Annotated in this window: 22 protein-coding genes and 3 tRNA genes; 6 read left to right on the forward strand and 19 right to left on the reverse strand. The window is 68.3% G+C overall.

Features of this window, described 5'->3' with window-relative positions; translation table 11 throughout:
• Positions 1–99: 99 nt before the first annotated feature.
• The 12 genes from fusA to ACWCXB_RS18130 all read right to left on the reverse strand — a co-directional run bounded on the left by fusA (position 100) and on the right by ACWCXB_RS18130 (position 15,865).
• Positions 100–2,226, reverse strand: coding sequence for an elongation factor G (gene fusA, locus ACWCXB_RS18075; RefSeq protein WP_450723901.1), 2,127 nt, complete (start codon positions 2,224–2,226; stop codon positions 100–102).
• 39 nt (positions 2,227–2,265) lie between these two features.
• Positions 2,266–2,736, reverse strand: coding sequence for a 30S ribosomal protein S7 (gene rpsG / locus ACWCXB_RS18080; RefSeq protein ID WP_450723903.1), 471 nt, complete (start codon positions 2,734–2,736; stop codon positions 2,266–2,268).
• 2 nt (positions 2,737–2,738) lie between these two features.
• The gene (gene rpsL, locus ACWCXB_RS18085) at positions 2,739–3,110 is read right to left on the reverse strand and encodes a 30S ribosomal protein S12 (RefSeq protein ID WP_003948652.1); all 372 of its coding nucleotides are present in this window, start codon (positions 3,108–3,110) and stop codon (positions 2,739–2,741) included.
• 393 nt (positions 3,111–3,503) lie between these two features.
• A complete protein-coding gene (locus ACWCXB_RS18090; protein ID WP_450723905.1) occupies positions 3,504–7,418 on the reverse strand; it encodes a DNA-directed RNA polymerase subunit beta' in 3,915 nt (1,304 codons plus the stop codon).
• A 96-nt stretch (positions 7,419–7,514) separates the two neighbouring features.
• Positions 7,515–11,000, reverse strand: coding sequence for a DNA-directed RNA polymerase subunit beta (gene rpoB, locus ACWCXB_RS18095; RefSeq protein ID WP_450723907.1), 3,486 nt, complete (start codon positions 10,998–11,000; stop codon positions 7,515–7,517).
• A gap of 549 nt (positions 11,001–11,549) precedes the next feature.
• Positions 11,550–11,933 (reverse strand): 50S ribosomal protein L7/L12, encoded by a 384-nt coding sequence (gene rplL, locus ACWCXB_RS18100; protein WP_361115027.1) that lies wholly within the window; start codon positions 11,931–11,933, stop codon positions 11,550–11,552.
• A 113-nt stretch (positions 11,934–12,046) separates the two neighbouring features.
• The gene (gene rplJ / locus ACWCXB_RS18105) at positions 12,047–12,577 is read right to left on the reverse strand and encodes a 50S ribosomal protein L10 (protein ID WP_450723909.1); all 531 of its coding nucleotides are present in this window, start codon (positions 12,575–12,577) and stop codon (positions 12,047–12,049) included.
• Between the two features lie 439 nt (positions 12,578–13,016).
• Positions 13,017–13,739, reverse strand: a complete 723-nt coding sequence (gene rplA, locus ACWCXB_RS18110) for a 50S ribosomal protein L1 (RefSeq protein ID WP_450723911.1) — start codon at positions 13,737–13,739, stop codon at positions 13,017–13,019.
• Between the two features lie 80 nt (positions 13,740–13,819).
• Complete coding sequence (gene rplK, locus ACWCXB_RS18115) at positions 13,820–14,254, reverse strand: 50S ribosomal protein L11 (RefSeq protein ID WP_003956479.1); 435 nt, start codon at positions 14,252–14,254, stop codon at positions 13,820–13,822.
• A gap of 161 nt (positions 14,255–14,415) precedes the next feature.
• A complete protein-coding gene (gene nusG, locus ACWCXB_RS18120; RefSeq protein ID WP_450723913.1) occupies positions 14,416–15,324 on the reverse strand; it encodes a transcription termination/antitermination protein NusG in 909 nt (302 codons plus the stop codon).
• Positions 15,325–15,398: 74 nt separating this feature from the next.
• Positions 15,399–15,686: a preprotein translocase subunit SecE gene (secE, locus tag ACWCXB_RS18125; protein ID WP_450723915.1), complete on the reverse strand. Its 288-nt coding sequence runs from the start codon at positions 15,684–15,686 to the stop codon at positions 15,399–15,401.
• A gap of 106 nt (positions 15,687–15,792) precedes the next feature.
• Positions 15,793–15,865 (reverse strand) — tRNA-Trp (locus ACWCXB_RS18130).
• A 281-nt stretch (positions 15,866–16,146) separates the two neighbouring features.
• Between ACWCXB_RS18130 and ACWCXB_RS18135 the strand changes: the two genes are divergently transcribed.
• Complete coding sequence (locus ACWCXB_RS18135; RefSeq protein ID WP_450723917.1) at positions 16,147–17,373, forward strand: pyridoxal phosphate-dependent aminotransferase; 1,227 nt, start codon at positions 16,147–16,149, stop codon at positions 17,371–17,373.
• Positions 17,374–17,609: 236 nt separating this feature from the next.
• Positions 17,610–18,638, forward strand: coding sequence for an adenosine deaminase (locus ACWCXB_RS18140; RefSeq protein WP_450723919.1), 1,029 nt, complete (start codon positions 17,610–17,612; stop codon positions 18,636–18,638).
• Positions 18,639–19,345: 707 nt separating this feature from the next.
• Here the strand turns inward: ACWCXB_RS18140 and ACWCXB_RS18145 are convergent.
• A complete protein-coding gene (locus ACWCXB_RS18145; RefSeq protein ID WP_450723921.1) occupies positions 19,346–19,957 on the reverse strand; it encodes a TetR/AcrR family transcriptional regulator in 612 nt (203 codons plus the stop codon).
• 95 nt (positions 19,958–20,052) lie between these two features.
• Between ACWCXB_RS18145 and ACWCXB_RS18150 the strand changes: the two genes are divergently transcribed.
• Positions 20,053–20,688 carry an NAD(P)-dependent oxidoreductase gene (locus tag ACWCXB_RS18150; RefSeq protein ID WP_450723923.1) on the forward strand — a complete coding sequence of 212 codons (636 nt, stop codon included), beginning with the start codon at positions 20,053–20,055 and terminating at the stop codon, positions 20,686–20,688.
• 44 nt (positions 20,689–20,732) lie between these two features.
• Here ACWCXB_RS18150 and ACWCXB_RS18155 read toward each other — a convergent pair whose 3' ends face one another.
• The 6 genes from ACWCXB_RS18155 to ACWCXB_RS18180 form a co-directional block, all read right to left on the reverse strand.
• On the reverse strand, positions 20,733–21,788 hold the full coding sequence (locus tag ACWCXB_RS18155; RefSeq protein WP_450723925.1) for a UDP-N-acetylmuramate dehydrogenase: 1,056 nt from the start codon (positions 21,786–21,788) through the stop codon (positions 20,733–20,735).
• A gap of 92 nt (positions 21,789–21,880) precedes the next feature.
• Complete coding sequence (locus ACWCXB_RS18160) at positions 21,881–22,309, reverse strand: MaoC family dehydratase (protein ID WP_450723927.1); 429 nt, start codon at positions 22,307–22,309, stop codon at positions 21,881–21,883.
• 5 nt (positions 22,310–22,314) lie between these two features.
• A complete protein-coding gene (locus ACWCXB_RS18165) occupies positions 22,315–22,767 on the reverse strand; it encodes an FAS1-like dehydratase domain-containing protein (protein ID WP_450723929.1) in 453 nt (150 codons plus the stop codon).
• A gap of 157 nt (positions 22,768–22,924) precedes the next feature.
• The gene (rpmG, locus tag ACWCXB_RS18170) at positions 22,925–23,089 is read right to left on the reverse strand and encodes a 50S ribosomal protein L33 (RefSeq protein WP_028427720.1); all 165 of its coding nucleotides are present in this window, start codon (positions 23,087–23,089) and stop codon (positions 22,925–22,927) included.
• Between the two features lie 89 nt (positions 23,090–23,178).
• Positions 23,179–23,251 (reverse strand) — tRNA-Met (locus ACWCXB_RS18175).
• Between the two features lie 47 nt (positions 23,252–23,298).
• Positions 23,299–23,371: transfer RNA gene (locus ACWCXB_RS18180), tRNA-Thr, on the reverse strand.
• Positions 23,372–23,680: 309 nt separating this feature from the next.
• Here ACWCXB_RS18180 and ACWCXB_RS18185 point away from each other — a divergent pair.
• The 3 genes from ACWCXB_RS18185 to ACWCXB_RS18195 all read left to right on the forward strand — a co-directional run bounded on the left by ACWCXB_RS18185 (position 23,681) and on the right by ACWCXB_RS18195 (position 26,286).
• Positions 23,681–24,916, forward strand: coding sequence for an amidohydrolase family protein (locus tag ACWCXB_RS18185; RefSeq protein ID WP_450723930.1), 1,236 nt, complete (start codon positions 23,681–23,683; stop codon positions 24,914–24,916).
• 138 nt (positions 24,917–25,054) lie between these two features.
• Positions 25,055–25,711, forward strand: a complete 657-nt coding sequence (locus ACWCXB_RS18190) for an SDR family oxidoreductase (RefSeq protein WP_450723932.1) — start codon at positions 25,055–25,057, stop codon at positions 25,709–25,711.
• 56 nt (positions 25,712–25,767) lie between these two features.
• Positions 25,768–26,286, forward strand: coding sequence for a GyrI-like domain-containing protein (locus ACWCXB_RS18195; RefSeq protein ID WP_450723934.1), 519 nt, complete (start codon positions 25,768–25,770; stop codon positions 26,284–26,286).
• Positions 26,287–26,319: the final 33 nt, after the last annotated feature.

Below are 26,319 nucleotides of genomic sequence, written 5' to 3' on the forward strand. Positions count from 1 at the left end.
TCTTTGCTGGTGGTGCCGGCCGTCGGGGCGAGCCTCACGGGTTCGCGGGGAACGCCCCGACGGTTACGGCGTCAAGCCTAAAGCGTGTACTCGGGTGAGTTACTCGCCCTTGGCCTTCGCGATGATCTCCTCGGCGACGTTCCGCGGAACCTCGGCGTAGGAGTCGAACTGCATCGAGTAGCTTGCGCGACCCGAGGTCTTGCTGCGGAGGTCGCCGACGTAGCCGAACATCTCCGACAGCGGCACCAGGCCCTTGACGACACGGGCACCGGCACGCTCCTCCATGGCCTGGATCTGGCCACGGCGGGAGTTGATGTCACCGATGACATCGCCCATGTAGTCCTCGGGCGTGGTGACCTCAACGGCCATCATCGGCTCGAGGAGAACCGGGGACGCCTTGCGCGCGGCCTCCTTGAAGGCCTGCGAGCCAGCGATCTTGAACGCGAGCTCGGAGGAGTCGACCTCGTGGTAGGCACCGTCGAGAAGCGTGACGCGAACGCCCGTCATCTCGTAACCGGCGAGGATGCCGAACGACATCGCCTCCTGGCAGCCGGCGTCCACGGAAGGAATGTATTCCTTCGGGATACGGCCACCGGTGACCTTGTTCACGAACTCGTAAGCGGCGTCGCCGCCCTCGATCGGCTCGACCGCGATCTGCACCTTGGCGAACTGACCGGTACCACCGGTCTGCTTCTTGTGGGTGTAGTCCACGCGCTCGACCGCCTTGCGGATGGTCTCGCGGTACGCGACCTGCGGCTTGCCGACGTTGGCCTCGACCTTGAACTCACGCTTCATACGGTCGACGAGCACCTCGAGGTGAAGCTCGCCCATACCGCCGATGACGGTCTGGCCGGTCTCCTCGTTGGTGTGCACCTGGAAGGAGGGGTCCTCCTCCGCGAGACGCTGGATGGCGACACCCAGCTTCTCCTGGTCACCCTTGGACTTGGGCTCGATCGCGACCTCGATGACCGGCGCCGGGAAGTCCATGGACTCCAGGATCACCGGGTTCTTCTCGTCCGCGAGCGTCTCACCGGTGGTGGTCTGCTTCAGGCCCATGACGGCGACGATGTCACCGGCGCCCACCGACTCGATCTCCTCACGCTTGTTCGCGTGCATGCGGTAGATCTTGCCGATGCGCTCCTTGCGGCCCTTCACGGAGTTCAGCACGGCGGTGCCGGACTCCAGACGGCCGGAGTAGATGCGCACGAACGTGAGCTTGCCGAGGTGCGGGTCGCTCATGATCTTGAACGCCAGCGCCGACAGCGGCTCGTCGTCGGACGGCCTGCGCTTCACGACCAGGTCCGCGTCCTTGACGTCGTGGCCCTCGATGGCCTCGATGTCGACGGGGGACGGGAGGTAGCGCACGACCGCGTCGAGCAGGGGCTGCACGCCCTTGTTCTTGAACGCGGTGCCACAGAACACCGGGGTGACCGTGGTGCCCTTGCCCTTGCCGGAGGCGATGGTGATACGACGGATCGCGGCGTACAGCTGCTCCTCGGAAGGCTCCTGGCCCTCCAGGTACAGCTCCATGATCTCTTCGTCGTTCTCGGCGACGGCCTCGACGAGCTTGCCGCGGTACTCCTCGGCAGCCTCGGTGTGGGTGGCCGGGATGTCGACGACGTCGTACATCTCGCCCTTGGCCGCCTCGGCGGACCAGACCAGGGCCTTCATGCGGACCAGGTCGATGACGCCCTTGAAGTCGGCCTCGGCACCGATCGGGAGCTGCATGACGATCGGCTGCGCGCCAAGGCGGTCGCTGATCATGTCCACGCAGCGGTGGAACTCGGCACCCGTGCGGTCCAGCTTGTTGACGAAGCAGATACGCGGAACGCCGTAGCGGTCCGCCTGACGCCAGACAGTCTCGGACTGCGGCTCGACGCCGGCGACGCCGTCGAACACCGTCACGGCACCGTCGAGCACACGCAGGGAACGCTCCACCTCGACGGTGAAGTCGACGTGACCCGGGGTGTCGATGATGTTGATGGTGTGGTCGACGTCCTCGAGCGGCCAGTGACAGGTCGTCGCGGCGGACGTGATCGTGATGCCGCGCTCCTGCTCCTGCTCCATCCAGTCCATCGTGGCGGCGCCGTCGTGGACCTCACCGATCTTGTACGACACACCGGTGTAGAACAGGATGCGCTCGGTGGTCGTCGTCTTGCCCGCGTCGATGTGGGCCATGATCCCAATGTTGCGGACCTTGGCCAGGTCAAGCGAAGTGGTGGCCATAAGGCTCAGTCTTCTCTCGGTTCTCGATGTGGGTAGCGACTACCAGCGGTAGTGCGCGAAGGCCTTGTTGGACTCGGCCATCTTGTGCGTGTCCTCGCGCTTCTTGACCGAAGCGCCGAGGCCGTTCGAGGCGTCCAGCAGCTCGTTCATGAGGCGCTCGGTCATGGTCTTCTCGCGACGGGCGCGCGAGTAGCCGACCAGCCAGCGCAGAGCCAGCGTGGAGGCGCGGCCCGGCTTGACCTCGATCGGCACCTGGTAGGTGGCACCACCGACACGGCGGGACTTGACCTCGAGCGCCGGCTTGACGTTCTCGAGGGCGCGCTTCAGCGTGATGACCGGGTCAGCGCCGGTCTTGTCGCGGAGGCCTTCCATGGCGCCGTAGACGATGCGCTCAGCGGTGGAACGCTTGCCGTTGAGCAGAATCTTGTTGATGAGCGAGGTCACCAGAGGAGAACCGTAAACCGGGTCGATGATGACCGGGCGCTTCGGGGCGGGGCCCTTACGAGGCATTCTTACTTCTCCTTCTTGGCGCCGTAGCGGCTGCGGGCCTGCTTGCGGTTCTTGACGCCCTGGGTGTCAAGGGAGCCGCGGATGATCTTGTAGCGAACACCCGGCAGGTCCTTCACACGGCCACCACGCACGAGCACGATGGAGTGCTCCTGCAGGTTGTGTCCCTCACCCGGAATGTAGGCCGTGACCTCGATACCGGAGGTCAGACGCACACGCGCGACCTTGCGGAGGGCCGAGTTCGGCTTCTTCGGGGTGGTCGTGAACACACGCGTGCAGACGCCGCGGCGCTGAGGGGAACCCTCGAGTGCGGGCGTCTTGTTCTTCTCGACCTTGTCCTGCCGGCCCTTGCGGACCAGCTGCTGGATCGTAGGCACTACTTCTCCGGTTTCTGTGTGCCGTGTAGTAAAGCTAACCTGGAACGTCGCCGACCCACGCGGTCGGGTGTGTCGAATGCTGCAGACTTCCGCCCGAAGACGGAAAGGGCGCAGATTACGGTGGCCGGTCTTGGCTCGCTGTGCGGTTGAGGACACACACATGAGCCCAGGCACACCCCAGGCACAAGGTCTGAGCGTACCTACCTCACCGAGTTCGGTCAAAACAAATGCAAGCGGGCCCGACACGCAGGTACGCCACCAGGATGCCCCCAAGCGCCCAGGAGCGCCGCACGAGCGCCACAAGCCCCCTCCTGGGCCCCCGCAGCCGGAACAACGCCGAAGGGCGGCCACCCCGTACGAAACGGGGTGGCCGCCCTTCGTCAGACCTACGCCTTACTGGTTGTACGGACCGTAGTCGTAGTCCTCCAGCGGAACGGCCTGGCCGGAGCCCGTGCCGAACGGCGAGTAGTCGATGTCGTCGTAGCCGACGGCCGAGTACATCGCGGCCTTGGCCTCCTCGGTCGGCTCGACCCGGATGTTGCGGTAGCGGGACAGGCCCGTACCGGCCGGGATGAGCTTACCGATGATGACGTTCTCCTTGAGGCCGATCAGGGAGTCCGACTTGGCGTTGATCGCCGCGTCGGTGAGGACCCTGGTCGTCTCCTGGAAGGACGCCGCCGACAGCCACGACTCGGTGGCGAGCGAGGCCTTGGTGATACCCATCAGCTGCGGACGGCCGGAGGCGGGGTGACCGCCCTCGGTGACCACACGACGGTTCTCGGTCTCGAACTTCGAGCGCTCCACGAGCTCGCCCGGCAGCAGCTCCGCGTCGCCGGACTCGATGATCGTCACACGGCGCAGCATCTGCCGGATGATGATCTCGATGTGCTTGTCGTGGATCGACACACCCTGCGAGTTGTAGACCTTCTGGACCTCGCCGACCAGGTGGACCTGGACGGCCCGCTGGCCGAGGATGCGCAGCACGTCGTGCGGGTTGGTGGCACCCACGGTGAGCTTCTGGCCCACCTCGACGTGGTCGCCCTCGCCGACCAGCAGACGGGCACGCTTCGAGATCGGGAACGCCGTCTCGTCGCTGCCGTCGTCCGGGGTGACGACGAGCTTCTTGGTCTTCTCGGTCTCCTCGATCCGCACGCGGCCGTTGGCCTCGGAGATCGGGGCGACACCCTTCGGGGTACGGGCCTCGAAGAGCTCGACAACACGCGGCAGACCCTGGGTGATGTCGTCACCGGCCACACCACCGGTGTGGAAGGTACGCATCGTCAGCTGGGTACCGGGCTCACCGATGGACTGGGCGGCGATGATGCCGACCGCCTCACCGATGTCGACCAGCTTGCCGGTGGCGAGCGAACGGCCGTAGCAGTACGCACACGTACCGACCGCGGACTCACAGGTCAGGACCGAGCGGGTCTTGACCTCCTCCACACCGGCCGCCACCAGGGCGTCGATGAGCACGTCACCGAGGTCGACGTTGGCCGGCGCGATGACCTTGCCGTCCACGACGACGTCCTCGGCGAGCATCCGCGCGTACACGGACGTCTCGACGTCCTCCGCCTTGCGCAGGACACCGCCGGCGTCCTTCTCGGCGATCCGCAGCTTCAGACCGCGGTCGGTGCCACAGTCCTCCTCGCGGATGATGACGTCCTGCGAGACGTCGACCAGACGACGCGTGAGGTAACCGGAGTCGGCGGTACGCAGAGCGGTGTCGGCGAGACCCTTACGGGCACCGTGCGTGGAGATGAAGTACTCCAGCACGGACAGACCCTCACGGAACGACGCCTTGATGGGACGCGGGATCGTCTCGTTCTTGGCGTTCGACACCAGACCACGCATACCGGCGATCTGACGCATCTGCATCATGTTTCCGCGAGCACCCGAGTTGACCATCATGAAGATGGGGTTGGTCTTCGGGAAGTTCGCGTTCATCGCCTCGGCAACCTCGTTGGTCGCCTTGGTCCAGATGGTGATGAGCTCCTGCGTGCGCTCCTGCTTGGTGATCAGACCGCGCTCGTACTGCTTCTGGACCTTCTCGTCCTGCGCCTCGTAGCCCGCGACGATCTCCTTCTTCGCCTCGGGAACGACGACGTCGGAGATGGCGACGGTGACACCGGAACGGGTCGCCCAGTAGAAGCCGGCCGCCTTCAGGTTGTCGAGCGTCGCCGCCACGATGACCTTGGGGTAGCGCTCGGCGAGGTCGTTGACGATCTCGGAGAGCTGCTTCTTGCCGACCGAGTAGTCGACGAACGGGTAGTCCTCGGGCAGCAGCTCGTTGAAGAGCGCACGGCCCAGGGTCGTCCGCAGACGGAACGAGTCACCCTGCTGCCACGCACCTGCGCCGACGCTGTCGTCGCTCTCCTCCTCCACCGGCGGGGTCCAGCCACGCGGCGGGACGGTGCCGATCGGGAAGCGGATGTCGACCTTCGCCTGGAGCGAGAGCTCCCGGGCGTCGAAGGCCATGATCGCCTCGGCGGTGGAGTTGAACGCACGGCCCTCGCCGCGCACCTCGCGCTCCTCCTCGTCCGTGGTGAGGAAGAAGAGGCCCAGCACCATGTCCTGGGTCGGCATGGTGACCGGCCGGCCGTCGGCCGGCTTGAGGATGTTGTTCGAGGACAGCATCAGGATGCGGGCCTCGGCCTGCGCCTCCGCGGACAGCGGCAGGTGCACGGCCATCTGGTCACCGTCGAAGTCCGCGTTGAACGCGGTGCAGACGAGCGGGTGGATCTGGATGGCCTTGCCCTCGACCAGCTGCGGCTCGAAGGCCTGGATACCGAGGCGGTGCAGCGTGGGCGCACGGTTCAGCAGCACCGGGTGCTCGGCGATGACCTCTTCGAGGACGTCGTACACGACGGTGCGGCCGCGCTCGACCATGCGCTTCGCGCTCTTGATGTTCTGCGCGTGGTTCAGGTCGACCAGGCGCTTCATCACGAACGGCTTGAAGAGCTCCAGCGCCATGGCCTTGGGCAGACCGCACTGGTGCAGCTTCAGCTGCGGGCCGACGACGATGACGGAACGCGCCGAGTAGTCGACTCGCTTACCGAGCAGGTTCTGACGGAAGCGACCCTGCTTACCCTTCAGCATGTCGCTGAGGGACTTCAGCGGGCGGTTACCGGGACCGGTGACCGGGCGGCCGCGGCGGCCGTTGTCGAACAGCGCGTCGACGGCCTCCTGGAGCATCCGCTTCTCGTTGTTCACGATGATCTCGGGGGCACCGAGGTCGAGCAGACGCTTCAGACGGTTGTTCCGGTTGATGACCCGGCGGTACAGGTCGTTCAGGTCGGAGGTCGCGAAGCGGCCACCGTCCAGCTGCACCATCGGACGCAGGTCCGGCGGGATCACCGGGACGCAGTCCAGCACCATGCCCTTGGGGCTGTTGCTGGTCTGCAGGAAGGCGGAGACGACCTTGAGGCGCTTGAGCGCACGGGTCTTCTTCTGGCCCTTGCCGGTACGGATGATCTCGCGGAGACGCTCGGCCTCCTCCTCGAGGTCGAAGGACTCCAGGCGCTTCTGCAGCGCCGCGGCACCCATCGAGCCGTCGAAGTACGTGCCGAAACGGTCACGCAGCTCGCGGTAGAGCAGCTCGTCGCCCTCGAGGTCCTGGACCTTGAGGTTCTTGAAGCGGTTCCACACCTCGTCGAGACGGTCGATCTCGCGCTGCGCACGGTCGCGCAGCTGCTTCATCTCACGCTCGGCACCCTCGCGCACCTTGCGGCGCACGTCGGCCTTGGCACCCTCGGCCTCCAGCTCGGCCAGGTCGGCCTCGAGCTTCTTGGCGCGGGCCTCGAGGTCGGCGTCGCGGCGGTTCTCGATCTGCTGGCGCTCGACTGAGACGTGAGCCTCCAGCGAGGGCAGGTCGCGGGTGCGGCGCTCCTCGTCGACGTACGTGATCATGTACGCGGCGAAGTAGATGACCTTCTCGAGGTCCTTCGGGGCGAGGTCGAGCAGGTAGCCCAGCCGGGACGGAACGCCCTTGAAGTACCAGATGTGGGTGACGGGAGCGGCCAGCTCGATGTGGCCCATCCGCTCACGGCGCACCTTGGCGCGGGTGACCTCGACGCCACACCGCTCACAGATGATGCCCTTGAAGCGGACACGCTTGTACTTGCCGCAGTAGCACTCCCAGTCCCGGGTAGGACCGAAGATCTTCTCGCAGAAGAGTCCGTCCTTTTCGGGCTTGAGCGTGCGGTAGTTGATGGTCTCGGGCTTCTTGACCTCGCCGTGGGACCACTGACGAATGTCGTCAGCGGTGGCCAGGCCGATCCGGAGCTCGTCGAAGAAGTTGACGTCGAGCACTATGCGTCAATCCCTCTCAGGGTCGTGTCTCAATCATGGTCTGTACGGGTCCGGGGGAGACCGGGAGCTTCACGTGGAAGCCCCCGGTCAGACCCGTCAGACCTCTTCGACGCTGCTCGGCTCTCGCCTGGACAGGTCGATACCGAGCTCCTCCGCGGCGCGGAAGACGTCCTCGTCGGTGTCGCGCATCTCGATGGACATGCCGTCCGAGGACAGCACCTCCACGTTGAGGCACAGGGACTGCATCTCCTTGATGAGCACCTTGAAGGACTCGGGGATGCCGGGCTCGGGGATGTTCTCGCCCTTGACGATGGCCTCGTAGACCTTCACGCGGCCGGTGACGTCGTCGGACTTGATGGTCAGCAGCTCCTGGAGGGCGTACGCGGCGCCGTAAGCCTCCAGCGCCCACACCTCCATCTCACCGAACCGCTGGCCACCGAACTGAGCCTTACCACCCAGCGGCTGCTGGGTGATCATCGAGTACGGGCCGGTCGACCGGGCGTGCAGCTTGTCGTCGACCAGGTGGTGGAGCTTGAGGATGTACATGTACCCGACCGAGATCGGGTCCGGGAACGGCTCACCGGAGCGGCCGTCGAACAGCCGGGCCTTGCCGGTCGGGAGCACCATGCGCTCGCCGTCCCGGTTCGGGATGGTGTGCTGCAGCAGACCCGCGAGCTCGTCCTCGCGCGCACCGTCGAAGACCGGGGTCGCGACATTGGTGCCCGGTGCAACCTGGTCCGCGCCGATGGACTGCAGGCGCTGCGCCCACTCGTCGGCGAGACCGGAGACGTCCCAGCCGCGGCTGGCGAGCCAGCCGAGGTGGATCTCCAGGACCTGTCCCGGGTTCATTCGGGACGGGACACCCAGCGGGTTGAGGATGATGTCGACCGGGGTGCCGTCCTCCAGGAACGGCATGTCCTCGATCGGCAGGATCTTGGAGATGACGCCCTTGTTGCCGTGACGGCCGGCGAGCTTGTCACCGTCGGTGATCTTGCGCTTCTGCGCGACGTACACGCGCACGAGCTGGTTCACACCGGGGGGAAGCTCGTCGCCCTCCTCGCGGTCGAAGACGCGGACGCCGATGACCTTGCCGGTCTCGCCGTGCGGCACCTTCAGCGAGGTGTCACGGACCTCACGGGCCTTCTCACCGAAGATCGCGCGGAGCAGGCGCTCCTCCGGGGTCAGCTCGGTCTCACCCTTGGGCGTGACCTTGCCGACCAGGATGTCGCCGGCGACGACCTCGGCACCGATACGGATGATGCCGCGCTCGTCGAGGTCGGCGAGGACCTCCTCGGAGACGTTCGGGATGTCCCGGGTGATCTCCTCGGGGCCCAGCTTGGTGTCACGGGCGTCGACCTCGTGCTCCTCGATGTGGATCGAGGAGAGGACGTCGTCCTGGACGAGGCGCTGCGACAGGATGATCGCGTCCTCGTAGTTGTGACCCTCCCACGGCATGAACGCGACCAGCAGGTTCTTGCCGAGCGCCATCTCACCGTTCTCGGTGGCCGGGCCGTCGGCGAGGACCTGGCCCTCGACGACCCGGTCGCCCTCGGCGACGACGACCTTCTGGTTGACCGAGGTGCCCTGGTTCGAGCGGGAGAACTTGGCGACGCGGTACGTGGTGTACGTGCCGTCGTCGTTGGCGACGGTGATGTAGTCGGCCGAGACCTCCTGGATCACACCGTCCTTCTCCGCCTTGATGACGTCGCCGGCGTCGGTGGCACAGCGGTACTCCATGCCGGTGCCGACGAGCGGGGCCTCCGCCTTGATGAGCGGAACGGCCTGGCGCATCATGTTCGCGCCCATGAGGGCACGGTTGGCGTCGTCGTGCTCGAGGAACGGGATCATGGCGGTCGCGACCGACACCATCTGGCGCGGCGAGACGTCCATGTAGTCCACGTCCGACGGCGGCACGTAGTCGACCTCGCCGCCACGACGGCGGACGAGCACGCGGGACTCGGAGAAGCGCAGGTCCTCGCCCAGCGCGGCGTTGGCCTGCGCGATGACGAAGCGGTCCTCCTCGTCGGCGGTCAGGTAGTCCACCTCGTCGGTGACCTGGCCCTCGACGACCTTGCGGTACGGCGTCTCGACGAAGCCGAACGCGTTGACGCGGCCGTACGAGGCGAGCGAACCGATCAGACCGATGTTCGGGCCTTCGGGGGTCTCGATCGGGCACATGCGTCCGTAGTGGGACGGGTGCACGTCTCGGACCTCGAAGCCCGCCCGCTCACGGGACAGACCGCCGGGGCCCAGCGCCGACAGACGGCGCTTGTGGGTCAGGCCCGACAGCGGGTTGTTCTGGTCCATGAACTGGGACAGCTGGCTGGTGCCGAAGAACTCCTTGATGGAGGCGACGACCGGCCGGATGTTGATCAGGGTCTGCGGCGTGATCGCCTCGACGTCCTGGGTGGTCATGCGCTCGCGCACGACGCGCTCCATACGAGCCAGACCCGTGCGGACCTGGTTCTGGATGAGCTCGCCGACGTTGCGCAGACGACGGTTGCCGAAGTGGTCGATGTCGTCGGTCTCGACGACGATCTGCGTGCCGTTCTCGCCGACCGTCTCGACCTCACCGGCGTGCAGCTTGACCAGGTACTTGATGGTCGCGATGACGTCGTCGGTGGTGAGCACGCCGGCGTCCAGCGGCTCGTCCGCGCCGAGCTTCTTGTTCACCTTGTAGCGGCCGACCTTGGCGAGGTCGTAGCGCTTCGGGTTGAAGTACAGGTTCTCGAGCAGCGTCTGCGCGGCCTCACGCGTCGGGGGCTCGCCCGGGCGCAGCTTGCGGTAGATGTCGAGCAGCGCGTCGTCCTGGCCCTGGGTGTGGTCCTTCTCCAGGGTGGCGCGCATCGACTCGTACTCGCCGAACTCCTCGAGGATCTGCTCGGTGGTCCAGCCGAGCGCCTTCAGGAGGACGGTGACGGACTGCTTGCGCTTGCGGTCGATACGGACACCGACCATGTCGCGCTTGTCGATCTCCATCTCCAGCCAGGCACCCCGGGAGGGGATGATCTTGGCGGAGAAGATGTCCTTGTCGGACGTCTTGTCGATGGAGGAGTCGAAGTAGACACCCGGCGAGCGGACCAGCTGCGACACGACGACACGCTCGGTGCCGTTGATGACGAAGGTGCCCTTGTTGGTCATGAGCGGGAAGTCGCCCATGAAGACCGTCTGGGACTTGATCTCACCGGTCTCGTTGTTGGTGAACTCGGCCGTGACGAAGAGCGGGGCGGCGTACGTGAAGTCCCGCTCCTTGCACTCGTCGATCGAGTTCTTCGGGGGCTCGAAGCGGTGGTCGCGGAAGGTCAGCGACATCGACCCGGAGAAGTCCTCGATCGGCGAGATCTCCTCGAAGATCTCCTCCAGACCGGACTTGGTGGGGACGTCCTGTCCGGACTCCAGAGCCGCCTCGACACGAGCCTTCCAGGCGGCATTGCCGAGCAGCCAGTCAAAGCTCTCGGTCTGCAGCGCGAGGAGGTTCGGAACCTCGAGGGGCTCCTTGATCTTTGCAAAGGAGATGCGCAGCGGGGCAGTGCTTGCGCCGTTGTTCGTATTCGCGGTCGAGGCGTTGCGCGAGGCGGCCAAGAGGGGGTCCTTCCGAGGGCTCGGACTCACTACGCGCGTACCGGTCCCAAGCCGGGCACGGAGACAGACATTCCTGATTGGTCAAAAAGCCAGGTCAGGGCTGTTCGGTCAACGATGCTCTTGCGAGGGTATGCCCCTGGTGACGGGCAGGGGGCAGCTAACAGGCAGCGCAAAGGGTCAGTGTAGCCACTTGGCCCACTGATGTCCAGGGCGGGTTTTCCGGGACCCTCGTTGTTCTCAACTCCGCGGTATGCCGTGCGCTGGAAGGCGCACACCGATCCTGCCCGTTCCGTCGTCGATCCATGCCTCGAACTCGGATCGTTGTGACGACGCGTCCTGAGAATTGCGCGCTGCGTGCGGTTCGTCAAGGCCCCCCACTCCGTGGAGATCGTCACCTGGCGCACGGCGAAGATCACCTTACTCTCCGCAGCGGAGAGCGCAAGGCAGCCACCCTGTGTGCCCGGGAACGCCGAAGGGCGACCACCCGGATAGGTGATCGCCCTTCAGTGTGTGCGCGTTACAGCGCGAGAGTCAGAGGACTCTCAAAGGTCACTTGACCTCGACGGAGGCGCCGGCGCCCTTGAGGGACTCGGCGGCCTTCTCGGCGGCGTCCTTGGCGACCTTCTCGAGAACGGGCTTCGGGGCGCCGTCCACGAGGTCCTTGGCCTCCTTCAGGCCCAGGGAGGTCAGCTCACGCACGACCTTGATGACCTGGATCTTCTTGTCGCCGGCACCGGTGAGGATGACGTCGAACTCGTCCTTCTCCTCCTCGGCCTCGGCGGCGGCGGCCGGACCGGCCGGACCGGCGACGGCGACCGCGGCGGCGGCGGTGACGTCGAACTTCTCCTCGAACGCCTTCACGAACTCGGAGAGCTCGATGAGGGTCATCTCCTCGAACTGCGCGAGCAGGTCTTCCTGGCTGAGCTTCGCCATGATGGGCGATCCTTCCACTAATTCGGCTGGTGCCGGGTGTACATGTCGGCGGGCGTACGTTGGGCCCGCTGCGACCCGCGCTCTAGGCGGCGCGGATCAATGCGCGAGCCGAGTTACTCGGCACCGCCCTGCTCGGCCTGCTTGGCACGAAGAGCGTCCACGGTGCGGACGAGCTTCGAGGGGAGCGCCTGGAAGAGCTGAGCAGTCTGCGTCTGCTTGCCCTTGAAGGCACCCGCCAGCTTGGCGAGCAGAACCTCGCGGGACTCGAGGTCCGCAAGCTTCTTGATCTCATCGGCGGACAGCGCCTTACCGTCAAGGACACCGCCCTTGATGATGAGGTTCGGGTTCTCCTTGGCGAAGTCACGAAGACCCTTCGCCGACTCCACCGGGTCACCGGTGATGAAGGCGACAGCCGTCGGACCAGTGAACTGGTCGTCGAGCGCAGTGATCCCGGCCTCGTTGGCCGCAATCTTGGTCAGCGTGTTCTTCACCACGGCGTACTGGGCGTTCTCACCGAGCGAACGACGCAGCGTCTTGAGCTGCGCCACGGTGAGACCCCGGTACTCGGTCAGCACGGCGGCGTTCGAGCTACGGAACTGGTCCGCGAGCTCGGCCACCGCGGCAGCCTTGTCGGGCCTTGCCATAGAGCGTCGGCCTCCTTCCGGGTGATGAGGACCGCTCAGAAGGGGCTGAACAAAACGAAACGCCCCGGCGCAGGCGCACGGGGCGTGGCTCGACCGACTGCGCCCTCTAAAGAGCGACGTCCGGGAGCTCATCCACAGTCACCTGCGCGGGTCGTCCGCAGCTAGCGGATCCTTCGGCCACCGCACCCGCAAGGGGCACAGCAACGACCAGCGGTCTTTGGCTTCCGTGGAAGAGTACGGGAGGGAATCCTCGTCAGGCAAATCGGGCCGTCCGGGGCTGCCGGCCCGGGCGGCTCTCCACACCCCGGACAGCCCCTGCGCGGCCCTCACGGGCGCCACGGGCGCCACAGGCGCCACGGGAAACAGGACCGGCCCCCGCACCTCCGAAGAGGCGCGGGGGCCGGTCCCACAGCACGCGAGCCGGTCAGGCTCGACCCGGTCAGACAGCTGCCGGGTCCTCCTCGACGAGGAGGTTACGGGTGCGGTTGGAGTCCAGCGGGATGCCGGGGCCCATGGTGGTGGTCAGGGTCGCCTTCTTGATGTAGCGGCCCTTCGCGGCGGACGGCTTGAGACGGAGGATCTCCTCCAGCGCCGCGGCGTAGTTCTCGACCAGCTTCGTCTCGTCGAAGGAGACCTTGCCGATGATGAAGTGCAGGTTCGAGTGCTTGTCGACGCGGAACTCGATCTTGCCGCCCTTGATGTCGTTGACAGCCTTGGCGACGTCCATGGTCACGGTGCCGGTCTTGGGGTTCGGCATGAGACCACGGGGACCGAGCACACGGCCGAGGCGGCCGACCTTGCCCATGAGGTCGGGGGTGGCGACGACGGCGTCGAAGTCCAGACGGCCCTTCGAAACCTCGTCGATCAGTTCGTCGGAGCCGACGATGTCGGCGCCAGCGGCTTCCGCGGCCGCAGCACGGTCACCGGTCGCGAAGACCAGGACCCGGGCGGTCTTACCGGTGCCGTGCGGAAGGTTCACGGTGCCACGGACCATCTGGTCGGCCTTGCGCGGGTCAACGCCCAGGCGGAAGGCGACCTCGACGGTGCCGTCGAACTTGGAGGTGGCGGTGTCCTTCGCAAGACGGACGGCCTCGAGCGGGGCGTAGTTACGCTCCCGGTCGACCTTGGCGTCCGCGTTGCGGAGAGCCTTGCTGCGCTTCACTTCTTCTCCTGTGGTGTTTCAGGCGTGGAGTCGTGGTGCGGGCCGGCGCGTGGCCCTACCACTGGTCGAACGGGAGCTGATCAGCCCTCGACCGTGATGCCCATGGAACGGGCGGTGCCGGCGATGATCTTCTCGGCGGCGTCCAGGTCGTTGGCGTTCAGATCGGGCATCTTGGTGGTGGCGATGTCACGGACCTGGTCGCGCGTCAGCTTGGCGACCTTGGTCTTGTGCGGCTCGCCGGAGCCCTTGTCCACACCCGCGGCCTTGAGGATCAGCTTGGCGGCCGGCGGAGTCTTGGTGACGAAGGTGAAGGAACGGTCCTCGTAGACCGTGATCTCCACCGGCACGACCATGCCACGCTGCGACTCGGTCGCGGCGTTGTAGGCCTTGCAGAACTCCATGATGTTGACGCCGTGCTGACCCAGCGCGGGGCCGACCGGCGGAGCCGGGTTGGCCGCACCGGCCTGGATCTGGAGCTTGATAAGCCCCGTGACCTTCTTCTTCTTGGGAGGCATTGCTCTCTCCGGGTCCTAGTGAGAGTTTTCCGCCTTCCACCCGATCATCCGGATGGAGGCATACCGCACAACGATAACGGGTATCGGTGCACGGCCAAAAACCGAGCAGGTCAGAACGGCCACGAGGGCCGTTCTGACCTGGTCGGAAACTTATGTGCCGGTCAGTTCTTCTGGATCTGGTCGAAGCTCAGCTCGACCGGGGTCTCGCGGCCGAAGATCTCGACGAGGCCCTTGACCTTCTTCGAGTCGGCGTTGATCTCGTTGATCGTGGCCTGCAGGGTGGCGAACGGACCGTCGGTGACGGTGACCGAGTCGCCGACCTCGAAGTCCAGCACCTGGACCTCGACCTTGCGGGCCGGAACCGGCTTGCCCTCGGCCTCGGCGGCCTCGCGGGCGGCCTTCTCCTCGGCCTCCGGGGCGAGCATCTTGACGATCTCGTCCAGGGTCAGCGGGTACGGGTCGTAGGCGTTGCCCACGAAGCCGGTGACGCCCGGGGTGTTGCGGACGACGCCCCAGGACTCGTTCGTCAGGTCCATGCGGACGAGCACGTAGCCGGGCAGCTTGTTCTGCCGGACGTTCTTGCGCTCGCCGTTCTTGATCTGGACGATCTCTTCCTCGGGGACCTCGGCCTGGTAGATGAAGTCCTCGACGTTCAGCGAGACGGCACGCTGCTCCAGGTTGGCCTTCACGCGCTTCTCGTAGCCCGCGTAGGTGTGGATCACGTACCACTCCCCGGGCAGACCGCGGAGCTCGTCGCGGAGCGCGGCGATCGGGTCGACGGGAGCCTCCGGCTCGGCCTCGACCTCGGCCTCGTCCTCGGCGGCCTCGGTGTCCGTCTCGTCGGCGACCGCCTCGGAGGCTTCCTCGTCGTCGGCTTCCTCGGCGTCCTCGGCGGCGGCGGAGAAGGCCTCGTCCTCGTCCTCGATGTGGATCGCGACTTCCTCGGCGGGCAGGCCCTCCGAGGCGTCAGCAGCTTCCGCCTGGTCCTCGTCGGCAGCCTCGACGATGTCGAGCTGGTCCTCAGCGGACTCTGCCGACTCGATGGCGTCGTTCACGTTCGGGTCAGACACGGTGGCTGCTTCTTCCTGGATACAGATGGGGTGGAACGTGCGAAAGGGGCGCCGGTGAGGCGCCCTCCGCGGGATCAGCCGAAGACGTACTTGACTGCTGCCTGGAAGCCATAGTCCATCACGGTCACAAGGCCGATCATGATGACAACGAAGACAATCACCACTGAGGTGTACGTCGTCAGCTGGCTGCGAGTAGGCCAGACGACCTTGCGCAGCTCGGCGACGATCTGACGGTAGAACAGCGCGAGGCGCCCGAGGGGGCCCTTCTTCCCGCGCTTGCCGCCCTTCCGGGTCTTCTTCCGGGTCTCCGGCGCCTCGTCCTCGGCATCAGGCATGTCGATGGAGCCTACGGCGTCCGTCACGTCTCTCACCTGATTCCGGGTCGTGGCCGTGCCGCGCCCGGTGGAGCCGCACGGCGGTGCATGAAGATACGTACCTGCGCACACAGCCTGGCGAAGGTGTGTGTAGCAGGGCCGGAGGGACTTGAACCCCCAACCGCTGGTTTTGGAGACCAGTGCTCTACCAATTGAGCTACGACCCTTTGTGGTTCCCCCCAAACCTACCCCATGGGTGGAGGTGGTCGGTGAGGGCCAACGAGCCAAGAGTGTACGTGGTCAGCGGCCGTGCGTCGAACAGATAGCTCCGCGACGGTTCCGGTCCGTGTTCCTTCAGTGTTCTGTCGGGTTCCGTCAGGGTCCTGTCCGGTGTCCGCCGGCGGTCCTGTCCGGTGCGCGGCCGCACACCTGTCCGGCTCCCGTGCGACTCTGTCCGCTTCTCGAAACCCTTGTGCCCCGGGCGTCCCGGGTCTGGGAGCATGGCCGTATGAGCGCTGCAACTCCTCCCACCGAGCGCCGGGTCTCCGCCCGCATCGGCGCGATCTCCGAGTCCGCGACCCTCGCCGTCGACGCCAAGGCCAAGGCCCTCAAGGCCGCCGGCCGCCCGGTGATCGGCTTCGGCGCGGGCGAGCCCGACTTCCCGACGCCCGGCTACATCGTCGAGGCCGCCATCGAGGCCTGCAAGAACCCCAAGTACCACCGCTACACGCCGGCGGGCGGCCTCCCCGAGCTGAAGAAGGCCATCGCCGAGAAGACGCTCCGCGATTCCGGCTACGAGGTCGACCCCGCCCAGGTGCTGGTGACCAACGGCGGCAAGCAGGCGATCTACGAGGCGTTCGCCGCGATCCTGGACCCGGGTGACGAGGTCATCGTCCCGGCGCCGTACTGGACGACGTACCCCGAGTCGATCCGCCTCGCGGGCGGCGTTCCGGTGGAGGTCGTCGCCGACGAGACCACCGGTTACCGGGTGTCGGTGGAGCAGCTGGAGGCCGCGCGCACGGAGCGGACCAAGGTCGTCCTCTTCGTCTCCCCTTCCAACCCGACCGGCGCGGTCTACAGCGAGGCCGACGCCCGTGCGATCGGTGAGTGGGCCGCCGAGCACGGTCTGTGGGTGCTGACGGACGAGATCTACGAGCACCTGGTCTACGGCGACGCGACGTTCACCTCGCTCCCCCAGCTCGTCCCTGCACTGCGCGACAAGTGCATCGTCGTCAACGGTGTCGCGAAGACGTACGCGATGACCGGCTGGCGGGTCGGGTGGCTCATCGCCCCCAAGGACGTGGTGAAGGCCGCCACCAACCTGCAGTCGCACGCCACCTCCAATGTGTCGAACGTGGCGCAGGTCGCCGCCCTGGCCGCCGTCTCCGGCGACCTGGACGCCGTCGCGGAGATGCGCGAGGCCTTCGACCGCCGCCGCCAGACGATCGTGAGGATGCTGAACGAGATCGACGGCGTGGTCTGCCCGACCCCCGAGGGCGCGTTCTACGCGTACCCGTCGGTGAAGGGTCTGCTGGGCAAGGAGATCCGCGGCAAGCGCCCCGCGACCTCCGTCGAGCTGGCGGCACTGATCCTGGACGAAGCCGAGGTCGCGGTCGTCCCGGGCGAGGCCTTCGGCACCCCGGGCTATCTGCGGCTGTCGTACGCGCTCGGCGACGAGGACCTGGTCGAGGGTGTTTCGCGGATGCAGAAGCTGCTCGCGGAAGCGCGCGACTAGCGCTTTCGGTGCGCGCAAGCGGGCTCCCGGCCTTCGGCCAGGGGCCCGCTTGCGCGTTCAGGCACGCGCTCGTTCGGGGAACTCGGCTGCCTGGGAAGGATCGTTTGCGGCAAGATCCTTGAGTGACTCCTCCCCCTGGGGGGCTTCTCACTCGGCCACTTGAGCGGCCTCATGACGGACAAGCCCTGCCCGGCGCCTCACGGCACAGAGCGGAGCCTATCGCTTACGGAGAGTCCATGGAGATGGTTCGTGATGTTCGCCTGCTACCCAAGGCTCATCTGCATCTGCACTTCACCGGGTCGATGCGGCCCACGACTCTGCTCGAACTCGCCGACAAGTACGGCGTCCATCTGCCCGACGCGCTGACCAGCGGCCGGCCGCCGAAGCTGCGGGCGACGGACGAGCGGGGCTGGTTCCGTTTCCAGCGGCTGTACGACAGCGCGCGGTCCTGTCTGCGCGAGCCCGAGGACATCCAGCGGCTGGTGCGGGAGGCGGCTCAGGAGGACGTCAGGGACGGTTCCGGCTGGCTGGAGATCCAGGTCGACCCCACGTCGTACGCGCCGATGCTGGGCGGGCTGATCCCGGCTCTGGAGATCATCCTGGACGCGGTGGACGGCGCGGCGCGCGAGACCGGGCTCGGGATCCGGGTCGTGGTCGCCGCCAACCGTATGAAGCACCCCCTGGACGCGCGCACGCTGGCGCGGCTCGCCGTGCGGTACGCGGGCCGGGGCGTGGTCGGCTTCGGGCTCTCCAACGACGAGCGGCGGGGCATGGCCCGCGACTTCGACCGGGCGTTCGCGATCGCCCGGGAGGGCGGGCTGCTGGCGGCCCCGCACGGCGGCGAGCTGACCGGGCCCGCGTCCGTGCGGGACTGTATGGACGATCTGCACGCCTCGCGCATCGGCCACGGTGTGCGGGCGGCGGAGGATCCGCGGCTGCTGCGGAAGCTGGCCGAGCGCGGGGTGACCTGCGAGGTGTGCCCGGCGTCGAACGTGGCGCTGGGCGTCTACGACAAGCCGGAGGACGTGCCGCTGCGGACGCTGTGGGACGCGGGGGTGCCGATGGCGCTGGGCGCGGACGACCCCCTGCTCTTCGGGTCGCGGCTGGCGGCGCAGTACGGGATCGCGCGGCGCCACCACGGTTTCACGGACGCGGAGCTGGCGGAGCTTGCCCGCCAGTCGGTGCGCGCTTCCGCGGCGCCGGACGGGGTGCGGGCGAAACTGCTGGCCGGGATCGACGACTGGCTGGCCGGCCCGGTGGCCTGAAATGGCGGTAGGGCGGATACGCCTGGAAGCCGATGTCCAGTTCCGGCCGGTCCCAGGGGTGGTCGGGCTCGAACAATGGGCTGAGTGAGGACCCCAGGACGTCGTGGCCCTTCGCCGCATGCTTCGACAGGGGAGCGTTGCCCGCCGCCTCCTCGAAGCAGGTGGCGGCCTCGGCGAAGACGTCGCGGCTGCCGAAGAGGAACAGGGTGCGTGCGTGGACGGCCGGGCGCAGCCACTGGGAGCCGCGCCGGTTGTGGTCCTCCCATTCCATCCGCCAGGCGGCGGCGTGGGCCGCGGTGCGACGCTCGTCCGTCCGGACCGTCAGCGGTGTGCCGTGGCGTAGTCCGGCGCGGAGCCCGGGCCGACGGGAGGGCCGCAGGCCGAGTGAGTGCTGGACGAGGACGATGTCGACCGGAACACCCGGGAAGAACGTCCTCGGCAGGCTCTCGCGCAGCGGCACGTGCACCACCGTGTGGCGTGAGAACGCGGCGAAGGCGAACAGTCCCGCGAGCCGGGACAGCCCGTCGTGGTCGCCGAGCAGATACCCCCATCTGTCGTGCAGGGGGTCGTTCGGCGTCGTGTGCCGGAGGGGATACCGGGGCTGCACGATCCGGTACGTGTGCGGGCCGGTGCGCGGTCTGAACTCGTAGAGCCTCAGCCGCATACGAGGTCGGACAGGTTGGCGGACATGGTCCCCAGGTTGACGCTCAGCGCGGCCCCGCCGCAGCGGAGATTCCGCGCAGCAGCGTGCGGGCGAGGGCCGCGGCGAACGCGTCGACGGACTGCGGGGGCTGCTTGCCGACGGTCGCGTCGTAGGCGAAGGCCCGCTGCGCGCAGGCGCCGAGCAGCAGTGAGGCCGCGGCGAAGGTGTCCGCGCCGGGGTCGATGCGGCCCGCTTCCCGCTCGGCGCGCAGATAGGCGTCGAGGCCCTCGATCGGCTTGTGCGGTCCGGCGCCCATCTCCCGCATGGCGTCGTCGTGGCGGGCCTTCAGCTTGGTTTCGGCGTAGAGAGACGCGCCGATCGGGAAGCTCTCGGCGTAGAAGAGGGTGGCCCGGCGGGCGATCTCGGTGAGGTTCTCCTCGACGGTTCGCTCCCCCGGGTCGGCGAGGAGGCGATCCAGCAGCGGGGCGAGCTGGGGCAGCCGTTCCCGCAGGACGCTCACGAACAGGTCTTCCTTGCTCGCGAAGTGCTTGTAGAGCGCCGCCTCGGAGCAGTCGGCGGACGCGGCGATGGCCTTGGTGGTGGCGCGGGCCAGACCGACGGTGAGCATCAGTTCATGGGCGGCGTCGAGGATGCGCTCGCGGGCCGGCTTCTGCATGGGCGTTCCATCCGGGCTTGACGGGTGGGTGAGTACTTACCCACTCTAGTGGTGAGTAAGTACTCACCCACCCCTGGCGGAGAGGGATCATCACCATGAAGCTCACAGTTTTCGGCGCGACCGGCGGTATCGGCCAGGAGATCGTCCGGCAGGCCCTGGCCTCGGGGCACGAGGTCACGGCGGTGGTCCGGGACCCGGCGCGGCTGCCGGTCACGGGCGCGGGGCTGGAGGTCCTCACGGTCCGCTTCGACGACCCGGAGGCGCTGCGGCAGTCGGTCGCAGGCCGGGCCGCGGTCCTCTCGGGCCTCGGCCCGCGCAGCACCAAGCAGGTCGGCGTCGCCTCCCGCCTCACCCGCCCGGTCCTGCAGGCCATGGAGGCGGAGGGGACGCGGCGCTTCCTGGCGGTGAGCGCGGCGCCGCTGGGTCCCGTACCGGAGAACGAGACGTTCTTCCTGCGCCACATCGGGACGCCGCTCGTGTCGCGTGTGCTGCGCAAGCACTACGACGACCTGCGGATCATGGAGGCCGACATGCGCCGCAGCGCGACGGACTGGACGTCCGTGCGCCCTCCGCGGCTGACCGACGGCCCGCTGACCGGGCGCTACCGCACGGCGATCGGCACGAGCCTGCGCGGCGGGGCGAAGATCTCCCGCGCGGACGTCGCGCACGCGATGCTCGCGATGGTGGACGACCCGGCCACGGTGAAGCAGCCGGTCGCGGTGGCCTACTGAGCTCGTGGTGGCCTGCCGGAGCTCGCGGCGGTTTCTGAGCCGCTCTACAGGCTCACGCCGACCGTCACCGGCTCGTTGACGAGGGTGACCCCGAAGGCGTCGCGTACGCCCGTGACGACCTCGCGGGCGAGCGCGAGCAGATCCTCGGTGGTGGCCTCGCCCCGGTTGGTCAGGGCGAGCGTGTGCTTGGTGGAGATACGTGCCGGACCCTCGCCGTACCCCTTGGTGAAGCCCGCCTTGTCGATGAGCCAGGCGGCGGAGGTCTTGGTGTGCCCGTCGCCCGCGGGGTACGCGGGCGGCGTGACGCCGTCGCCGAGGTGGTCCCGTACGCGGCCGAGGAAGTCCTCGTACGCGGCGGCCGTCAGGATCGGGTTGGTGAAGAACGAACCGGCCGACCAGGTGTCGTGGTCCTCGGGGTCCAGGACCATGCCCTTGCCCGCGCGCAGCTTCAGCACCGCCTCGCGCGCGACGGCCGCCGGGACCCGGTCACCCGCCTCGACGCCGAGGACGCGCGCGGTCTCCGGGTACTTGATCGGCGCGGACATGCCCCCCGCGTCCTCCAGCTCGAACCGGACCCGCAGCACGACGTAGCGGTCCGGCTCGGCTTTGAAACGGCTGTGCCGGTACGAGAAGCCGCATTCGGCATTCGGGACGGTAACCGTCTCCCCGCTGCGGCGGTCGTACGCCACGACCTCGGTGATGGTGCTGGACACCTCCTGGCCGTACGCCCCGACGTTCTGGATCGGGGTGGCGCCGGCGGAGCCGGGGATGCCGGACAGGCACTCCAGGCCCGCGAGGCCCGCCTCCACGGTCCGGGCCACGGCGTCGGTCCACACCTCGCCCGCGGCGAGCTCCAGCCTCGTACCGTCCAGCCGGAATCCGGTGGTGGCGATGCGCAGTGCCGTCCCGTCGAACCCCTTGTCGCCGATGACGAGGTTGCTCCCGCCGCCGATCAGCAGCAGCGGCGTACCGGCGGCGTCCGCCTCGCGGACGACCGCGATCACCTCGTCGTCCGTGCCGGCGGTGACGAGGCGGGTGGCCGGTCCGCCCAGGCGGAAGGTGGTCAGCGGGGCGAGGGGAGCGTCATGGAGTTCCTGCACGGGGACAAGAGTACGGTCCGGGTCGCCCCGGCCCGGGAGGGCAGGGGCGACCCGGACCGCAGGTGTGCCCGGACTCACGCCGGTCGTCGGTGTCAGGCGAGCCGTACGACCGCCCGCGACATCCCGAGCACCTTCTGCCCGGCCGACATCGCCGTCAGGTCGACCCGCACCTGGTTGTCGTCCAGCTTCGCCGCGACCTTGGCGCTGACCTCGATGACCGCGCCCTCGTCGTCGTTCGGCACGACCACGGGCTTCGTGAACCGGACCCCGTACTCGACGACCGCAGCCGGGTCGCCCACCCAGTCCGTGACGACCCGCGCCGCCTCGGCCATCGTGAACATGCCGTGCGCGATGACGTCCGGCAGCCCGACCTCCTTGGCGAACTTCTCGTTCCAGTGGATCGGGTTGAAGTCCCCGGAGGCGCCCGCGTACTGCACGAGCGTCGCCCGGGTCACCGGAAAGCTCTGCGCCGGCAGCTCGGTGCCGACCTCGACGTCCGCGTATGCGATCTTCGCCGCCATCACGATCAGGCCTCCTCGGCGCCGCGCGCCACGAGCTTGGTCCACGCGGTCACGACGTGCTCGCCCGCCTCGTCGTGCACCTCACCGCGGATGTCCAGGATGTCGTTGCCCGCGAGGGACTTGATCGCCTCGATGGTCGAGGTGACCGTGAGCCGGTCCCCGGCCCGCACCGGGCGGGTGTACGCGAACTTCTGGTCGCCGTGCACCACTCGGCTGTAGTCCAGGCCGAGTTGCGGGTCGGCGACGACCTGTCCCGCCGCCTTGAAGGTGATCGCGAACACAAAGGTCGGCGGAGCGATCACATCGGAGTGGCCGAGCTGCTTGGCGGCCTCGGGATCGGTGTACGCGGGATTCGCGTCGCCCACCGCCTCCGCGAACTCCCTGATCTTTTCCCGGCCGACCTCGTACGGCGCGGTGGGCGGATAGGTCCGCCCGACGAAGGACTGGTCGAGCGCCATGGACTCGGTACCTCCTGGATTTCTTGCCTTGCCGGTGCTGTGCTTTCCGGGGCCCTTGACATGTGCGGCTCCGCCGCGTGGCCTCCGGACCCCCGAGCCGGAACAAACGACACGAGGCCGCCCCCGTGGTGGGGGCGGCCTCGCATACGAGCCTGATTCAGCGCGTCTCGCGGTGCGCCGTGTGCTGGTTGCAGCGCGGGCAGTGCTTCTTCATCTCAAGACGGTCCGGGTTGTTACGCCGGTTCTTCTTGGTGATGTAGTTCCGCTCCTTGCACTCCACGCAGGCCAGCGTGATCTTCGGGCGGACGTCGGTGGCAGCCACGTGAGTGCTCCTATGACGGACGGATGGACGGATGAACGCAAGAAAGAGTAGCCGATCGAAGGACCGACCCCACAATCGGCTACTGTGTGTAGCGGTGACCGGACTTGAACCGGTGACACAGCGATTATGAGCCGCTTGCTCTACCGACTGAGCTACACCGCTTTGATGTCGGATCACCTCGCCCGAAGGCGAGGATCTTCCAGCACCAGAGCCCCAATACGGAATCGAACCGTAGACCTTCTCCTTACCATGGAGACGCTCTGCCGACTGAGCTATTGGGGCGAGCGATGAAGACATTACACGGTCGGCCGCCGATCGCCCAAATCCGTTTACGGGGCACGTTCACCACCTTCGGGGGCGTACGTGGGGCGCGGGTGCGGACGGGTGCGGCGGGGGTGCACCGCGGGTTTCGGCGCACCGCCACGCGCGTCCCGTACGCCACTCGTGGTCACACCGGTACGACTATTGCGCTCCTCCTCGAAGCGCAGTCCGAGCGCCCCTAGGCTCGACCACGCCGGGTGATCTTGATCGTCCGCAGGCCGGACCGGGTCGAGGTCCAGGCCGCTCGCCCCCCGCCCCTTCAGGAGCGCGATGCCCGACAGCCAGGCGCAGCCGCCCGACGGCGCAACCGCCGACACCACCGCCCTGCTCCTGTGCGGCGCCCGCCTCACCGACGGCCGCACGGTCGACGTACGGCTCAGCGGCGGCCGTATCGAGGCCGTCGGCACCGCCGGGAGCCTCACCGCCCACTCCGCGCGGGTGGATCTGAGCGGCTTCCTGCTGCTGGCCGCACCCGCCGAGCCGCACGCCCACAGCGACACGGCGCTCACGGCGCCGGCGGCCGAGGGGCCCGTGTCGTACGCCGTCGAGGACGTCCAGCGGCGCGCCACCGAGGCCGCGCTGCTCCAGCTCGGGCACGGCGCGACGGCGCTCCGCTCGCACGTGCGGATCGGGGACGTGCACGGTCTCGGCCACCTGGAGGCGGTGCTGCAGGCACGCCGTTCGCTGCGCGGGCTGGCCGAGTTGACCGCGGTCGCCATGCCGCGGCTGCTCACGGGCGTGGCCGGGGCCGACGGGCTCGCGATGCTGCGCGACGCGGTGAAGATGGGCGCGTCCGTGGTGGGTGGTTCCCCGGACCTGGACCCGGACCCGGCGGGGTACACGGAGGCGGTCCTCGAAGTGGCCGCCGAGCACGGCTGCCCCGTCGATCTCCACATCGACGGCGACGATCCGGCGCGCCTCGCCCGGCTCGCCGCCATGGCGGGCGGGCTGCGGCCCGGCGTGTCGATCGGCCCGTGCGCGGGCCTCGCCCGGCTGCCCGCCGAGATCGCGTCCCGCACGGCGGACCAGCTGGCCGCGGCGGGCGTGACGGTGGTCTGCCTGCCCCAGGGCGGCTGCGCCGGCGCGGAACTGCGCGGGAGCGCACCGGTGCGGCTGCTGCGGACGGCCGGGGTACGGGTCGCCGCGGGCAGCGGGGCGATGCGCGACGTGGCGAACCCCGTGGGTCGCGGGGATCCGCTGGAGGCCGCTTTCCTGCTGGCCTCGCAGGGCGGGCTGCGCGTCCAGGACGCGTACGAGGCCGTCAGCGCGGCGGCACGAAAGGCGATGGGCCTGCCCGAGGTGCGGGTGGAGGCGGGCTTCCCGGCCGAACTGCTCGCCGTGCGCGGGGAGGAGCTGGCGGGCGTGCTGTCGCTCGCGTACAGCAGGATCGTCGTGCACCGGGGGCGGGTGGTGACACGGACGAGCGCGGTAAGGGAGTACTGCGACTCGGCGGCGGCCTTCGCGCTCGAACTGCCGCGCCAGGGGCGGCCGGATGCGGGACCGTGACGATGGCCGGGACCATGGGTGCGGCCGGGCCCAAGGGCGCGGCCGGGAACCAGCCCGCACCAGTGACCATGACCGGATCCGTGGCCTGAGCGTGGGCGTCGCGAGCGAGGCGCACGCGACCGGCGTACGGTCGTGAGCATGCGCATTGTCATCGCTGGAGGACATGGTCAGATCGCGCTGCGCCTCGAGCGGCTGCTCTCCGCCGCCGGGCACGAGGCCGTGGGCATCGTCCGCAGCCCGGAACAGGACGCCGACCTCCGAGCGGCCGGCGCCGAGCCGGTCCTGCTGGACCTCGAGTCGGCCTCGGTCGAGCAGGTGGCCGCGGTCCTGCAGGGCGCGGACGCCGCGGTCTTCGCGGCGGGCGCGGGCCCGGGCAGCGGCGCCGCCCGCAAGGACACGGTGGACCGCGGCGCGGCGGTGCTCTTCGCGGACGCGGCCGAACGCGCGGGCACACGCCGGTACATCGTCATCTCGGCGATGGGGGCGGACCCGGACCACAAGGGCGACGACGTCTTCGACGCGTACCTGCGGGCGAAGGGCGCGGCGGACGCGTACGTACGGACCAGGAGCGGGCTGGACTGGACGGTCCTGCGTCCGGGGATGCTGACGAACGATGCCGGAACGGGCCTGGTCCGCCTGGAAGCCAGGACCGGACGGGGGCCCGTGCCCCGTGACGACGTCGCGGCGGTCATCGCGGAGCTCGTGGAGACCCCGGCGACGGCCGGACTGACACTGGAGCTGATCAGCGGATCGGTGCCGGTGGCGGTCGCGGTGAAGGCCATCGCCGGGAACTGACCGCGCAATTGACCGCCGACCGATGAATTCCGGTCAGGGAAACGGTCTTTGCCGCCATGAACGTAGTGAGGCAGCAGATGCACCCCGAACCCACCGTCGTGGAACGCCCCGAGCAGACCTACGTCGGCGTCAGAAGGTCCGTACGGATGGACGCCTTCGGCGTCATCGCCGACCGCCTCCCCGAAATCGTCGGCTGGCTCGCCTCCCACGACACCCCCATGGCCGGAGCCCCGTTCTTCCGCTTCTACGCCATCGACATGGCCGGCGAGTCGGAGGTCGAGGCGGGCGTCCCGGTCACCGAACCGCCCGAACCCGAGGGCGACATCATCGTGGGCGCGCTCCCCGCGGGCCGCTACGCGACCCTCCGCCACGTCGGCCACCCCGACGGCCTGTTCGACACCATCACCCGGCTGCGCGAATGGGGGACGGCCGCGGGCCTGGAGTGGGACGTGATCACCGACCCGAGCGGCGTGGAGCGCTGGGGCTGCCGCATCGAGTCCTACCTGACGGACCCCCGGGTCGAGCCGGACATGAACAAGTGGGAGATGGAACTGGCCTTCCGCCTCGCCGACTGAGCCTGGGCCCGGGGCATGCGGCGGTCAGGTGCG

Source organism: Streptomyces sp. NPDC001514 (assembly GCF_053597075.1).

Excerpts from the sequence above, each read along its gene's own strand:
- fusA (WP_450723901.1), bottom strand. The coding sequence starts at position 2,226 with ATGGCCACCACTTCGCTTGACCTGGCCAAGGTCCGCAACATTGGGATC.
- rpsG (WP_450723903.1), bottom strand. The coding sequence starts at position 2,736 with ATGCCTCGTAAGGGCCCCGCCCCGAAGCGCCCGGTCATCATCGACCCG.
- rplL (WP_361115027.1), bottom strand. The coding sequence starts at position 11,933 with ATGGCGAAGCTCAGCCAGGAAGACCTGCTCGCGCAGTTCGAGGAGATG.
- rplJ (WP_450723909.1), bottom strand. The coding sequence starts at position 12,577 with ATGGCAAGGCCCGACAAGGCTGCCGCGGTGGCCGAGCTCGCGGACCAG.
- rplK (WP_003956479.1), bottom strand. The coding sequence starts at position 14,254 with ATGCCTCCCAAGAAGAAGAAGGTCACGGGGCTTATCAAGCTCCAGATC.
- ACWCXB_RS18135 (WP_450723917.1), top strand. The coding sequence starts at position 16,147 with ATGAGCGCTGCAACTCCTCCCACCGAGCGCCGGGTCTCCGCCCGCATC.
- ACWCXB_RS18140 (WP_450723919.1), top strand. The coding sequence starts at position 17,610 with ATGGAGATGGTTCGTGATGTTCGCCTGCTACCCAAGGCTCATCTGCAT.
- ACWCXB_RS18145 (WP_450723921.1), bottom strand. The coding sequence starts at position 19,957 with ATGCAGAAGCCGGCCCGCGAGCGCATCCTCGACGCCGCCCATGAACTG.
- ACWCXB_RS18150 (WP_450723923.1), top strand. The coding sequence starts at position 20,053 with ATGAAGCTCACAGTTTTCGGCGCGACCGGCGGTATCGGCCAGGAGATC.
- ACWCXB_RS18160 (WP_450723927.1), bottom strand. The coding sequence starts at position 22,309 with ATGGCGGCGAAGATCGCATACGCGGACGTCGAGGTCGGCACCGAGCTG.
- ACWCXB_RS18165 (WP_450723929.1), bottom strand. The coding sequence starts at position 22,767 with ATGGCGCTCGACCAGTCCTTCGTCGGGCGGACCTATCCGCCCACCGCG.
- ACWCXB_RS18185 (WP_450723930.1), top strand. The coding sequence starts at position 23,681 with ATGCCCGACAGCCAGGCGCAGCCGCCCGACGGCGCAACCGCCGACACC.
- ACWCXB_RS18190 (WP_450723932.1), top strand. The coding sequence starts at position 25,055 with ATGCGCATTGTCATCGCTGGAGGACATGGTCAGATCGCGCTGCGCCTC.
- ACWCXB_RS18195 (WP_450723934.1), top strand. The coding sequence starts at position 25,768 with ATGAACGTAGTGAGGCAGCAGATGCACCCCGAACCCACCGTCGTGGAA.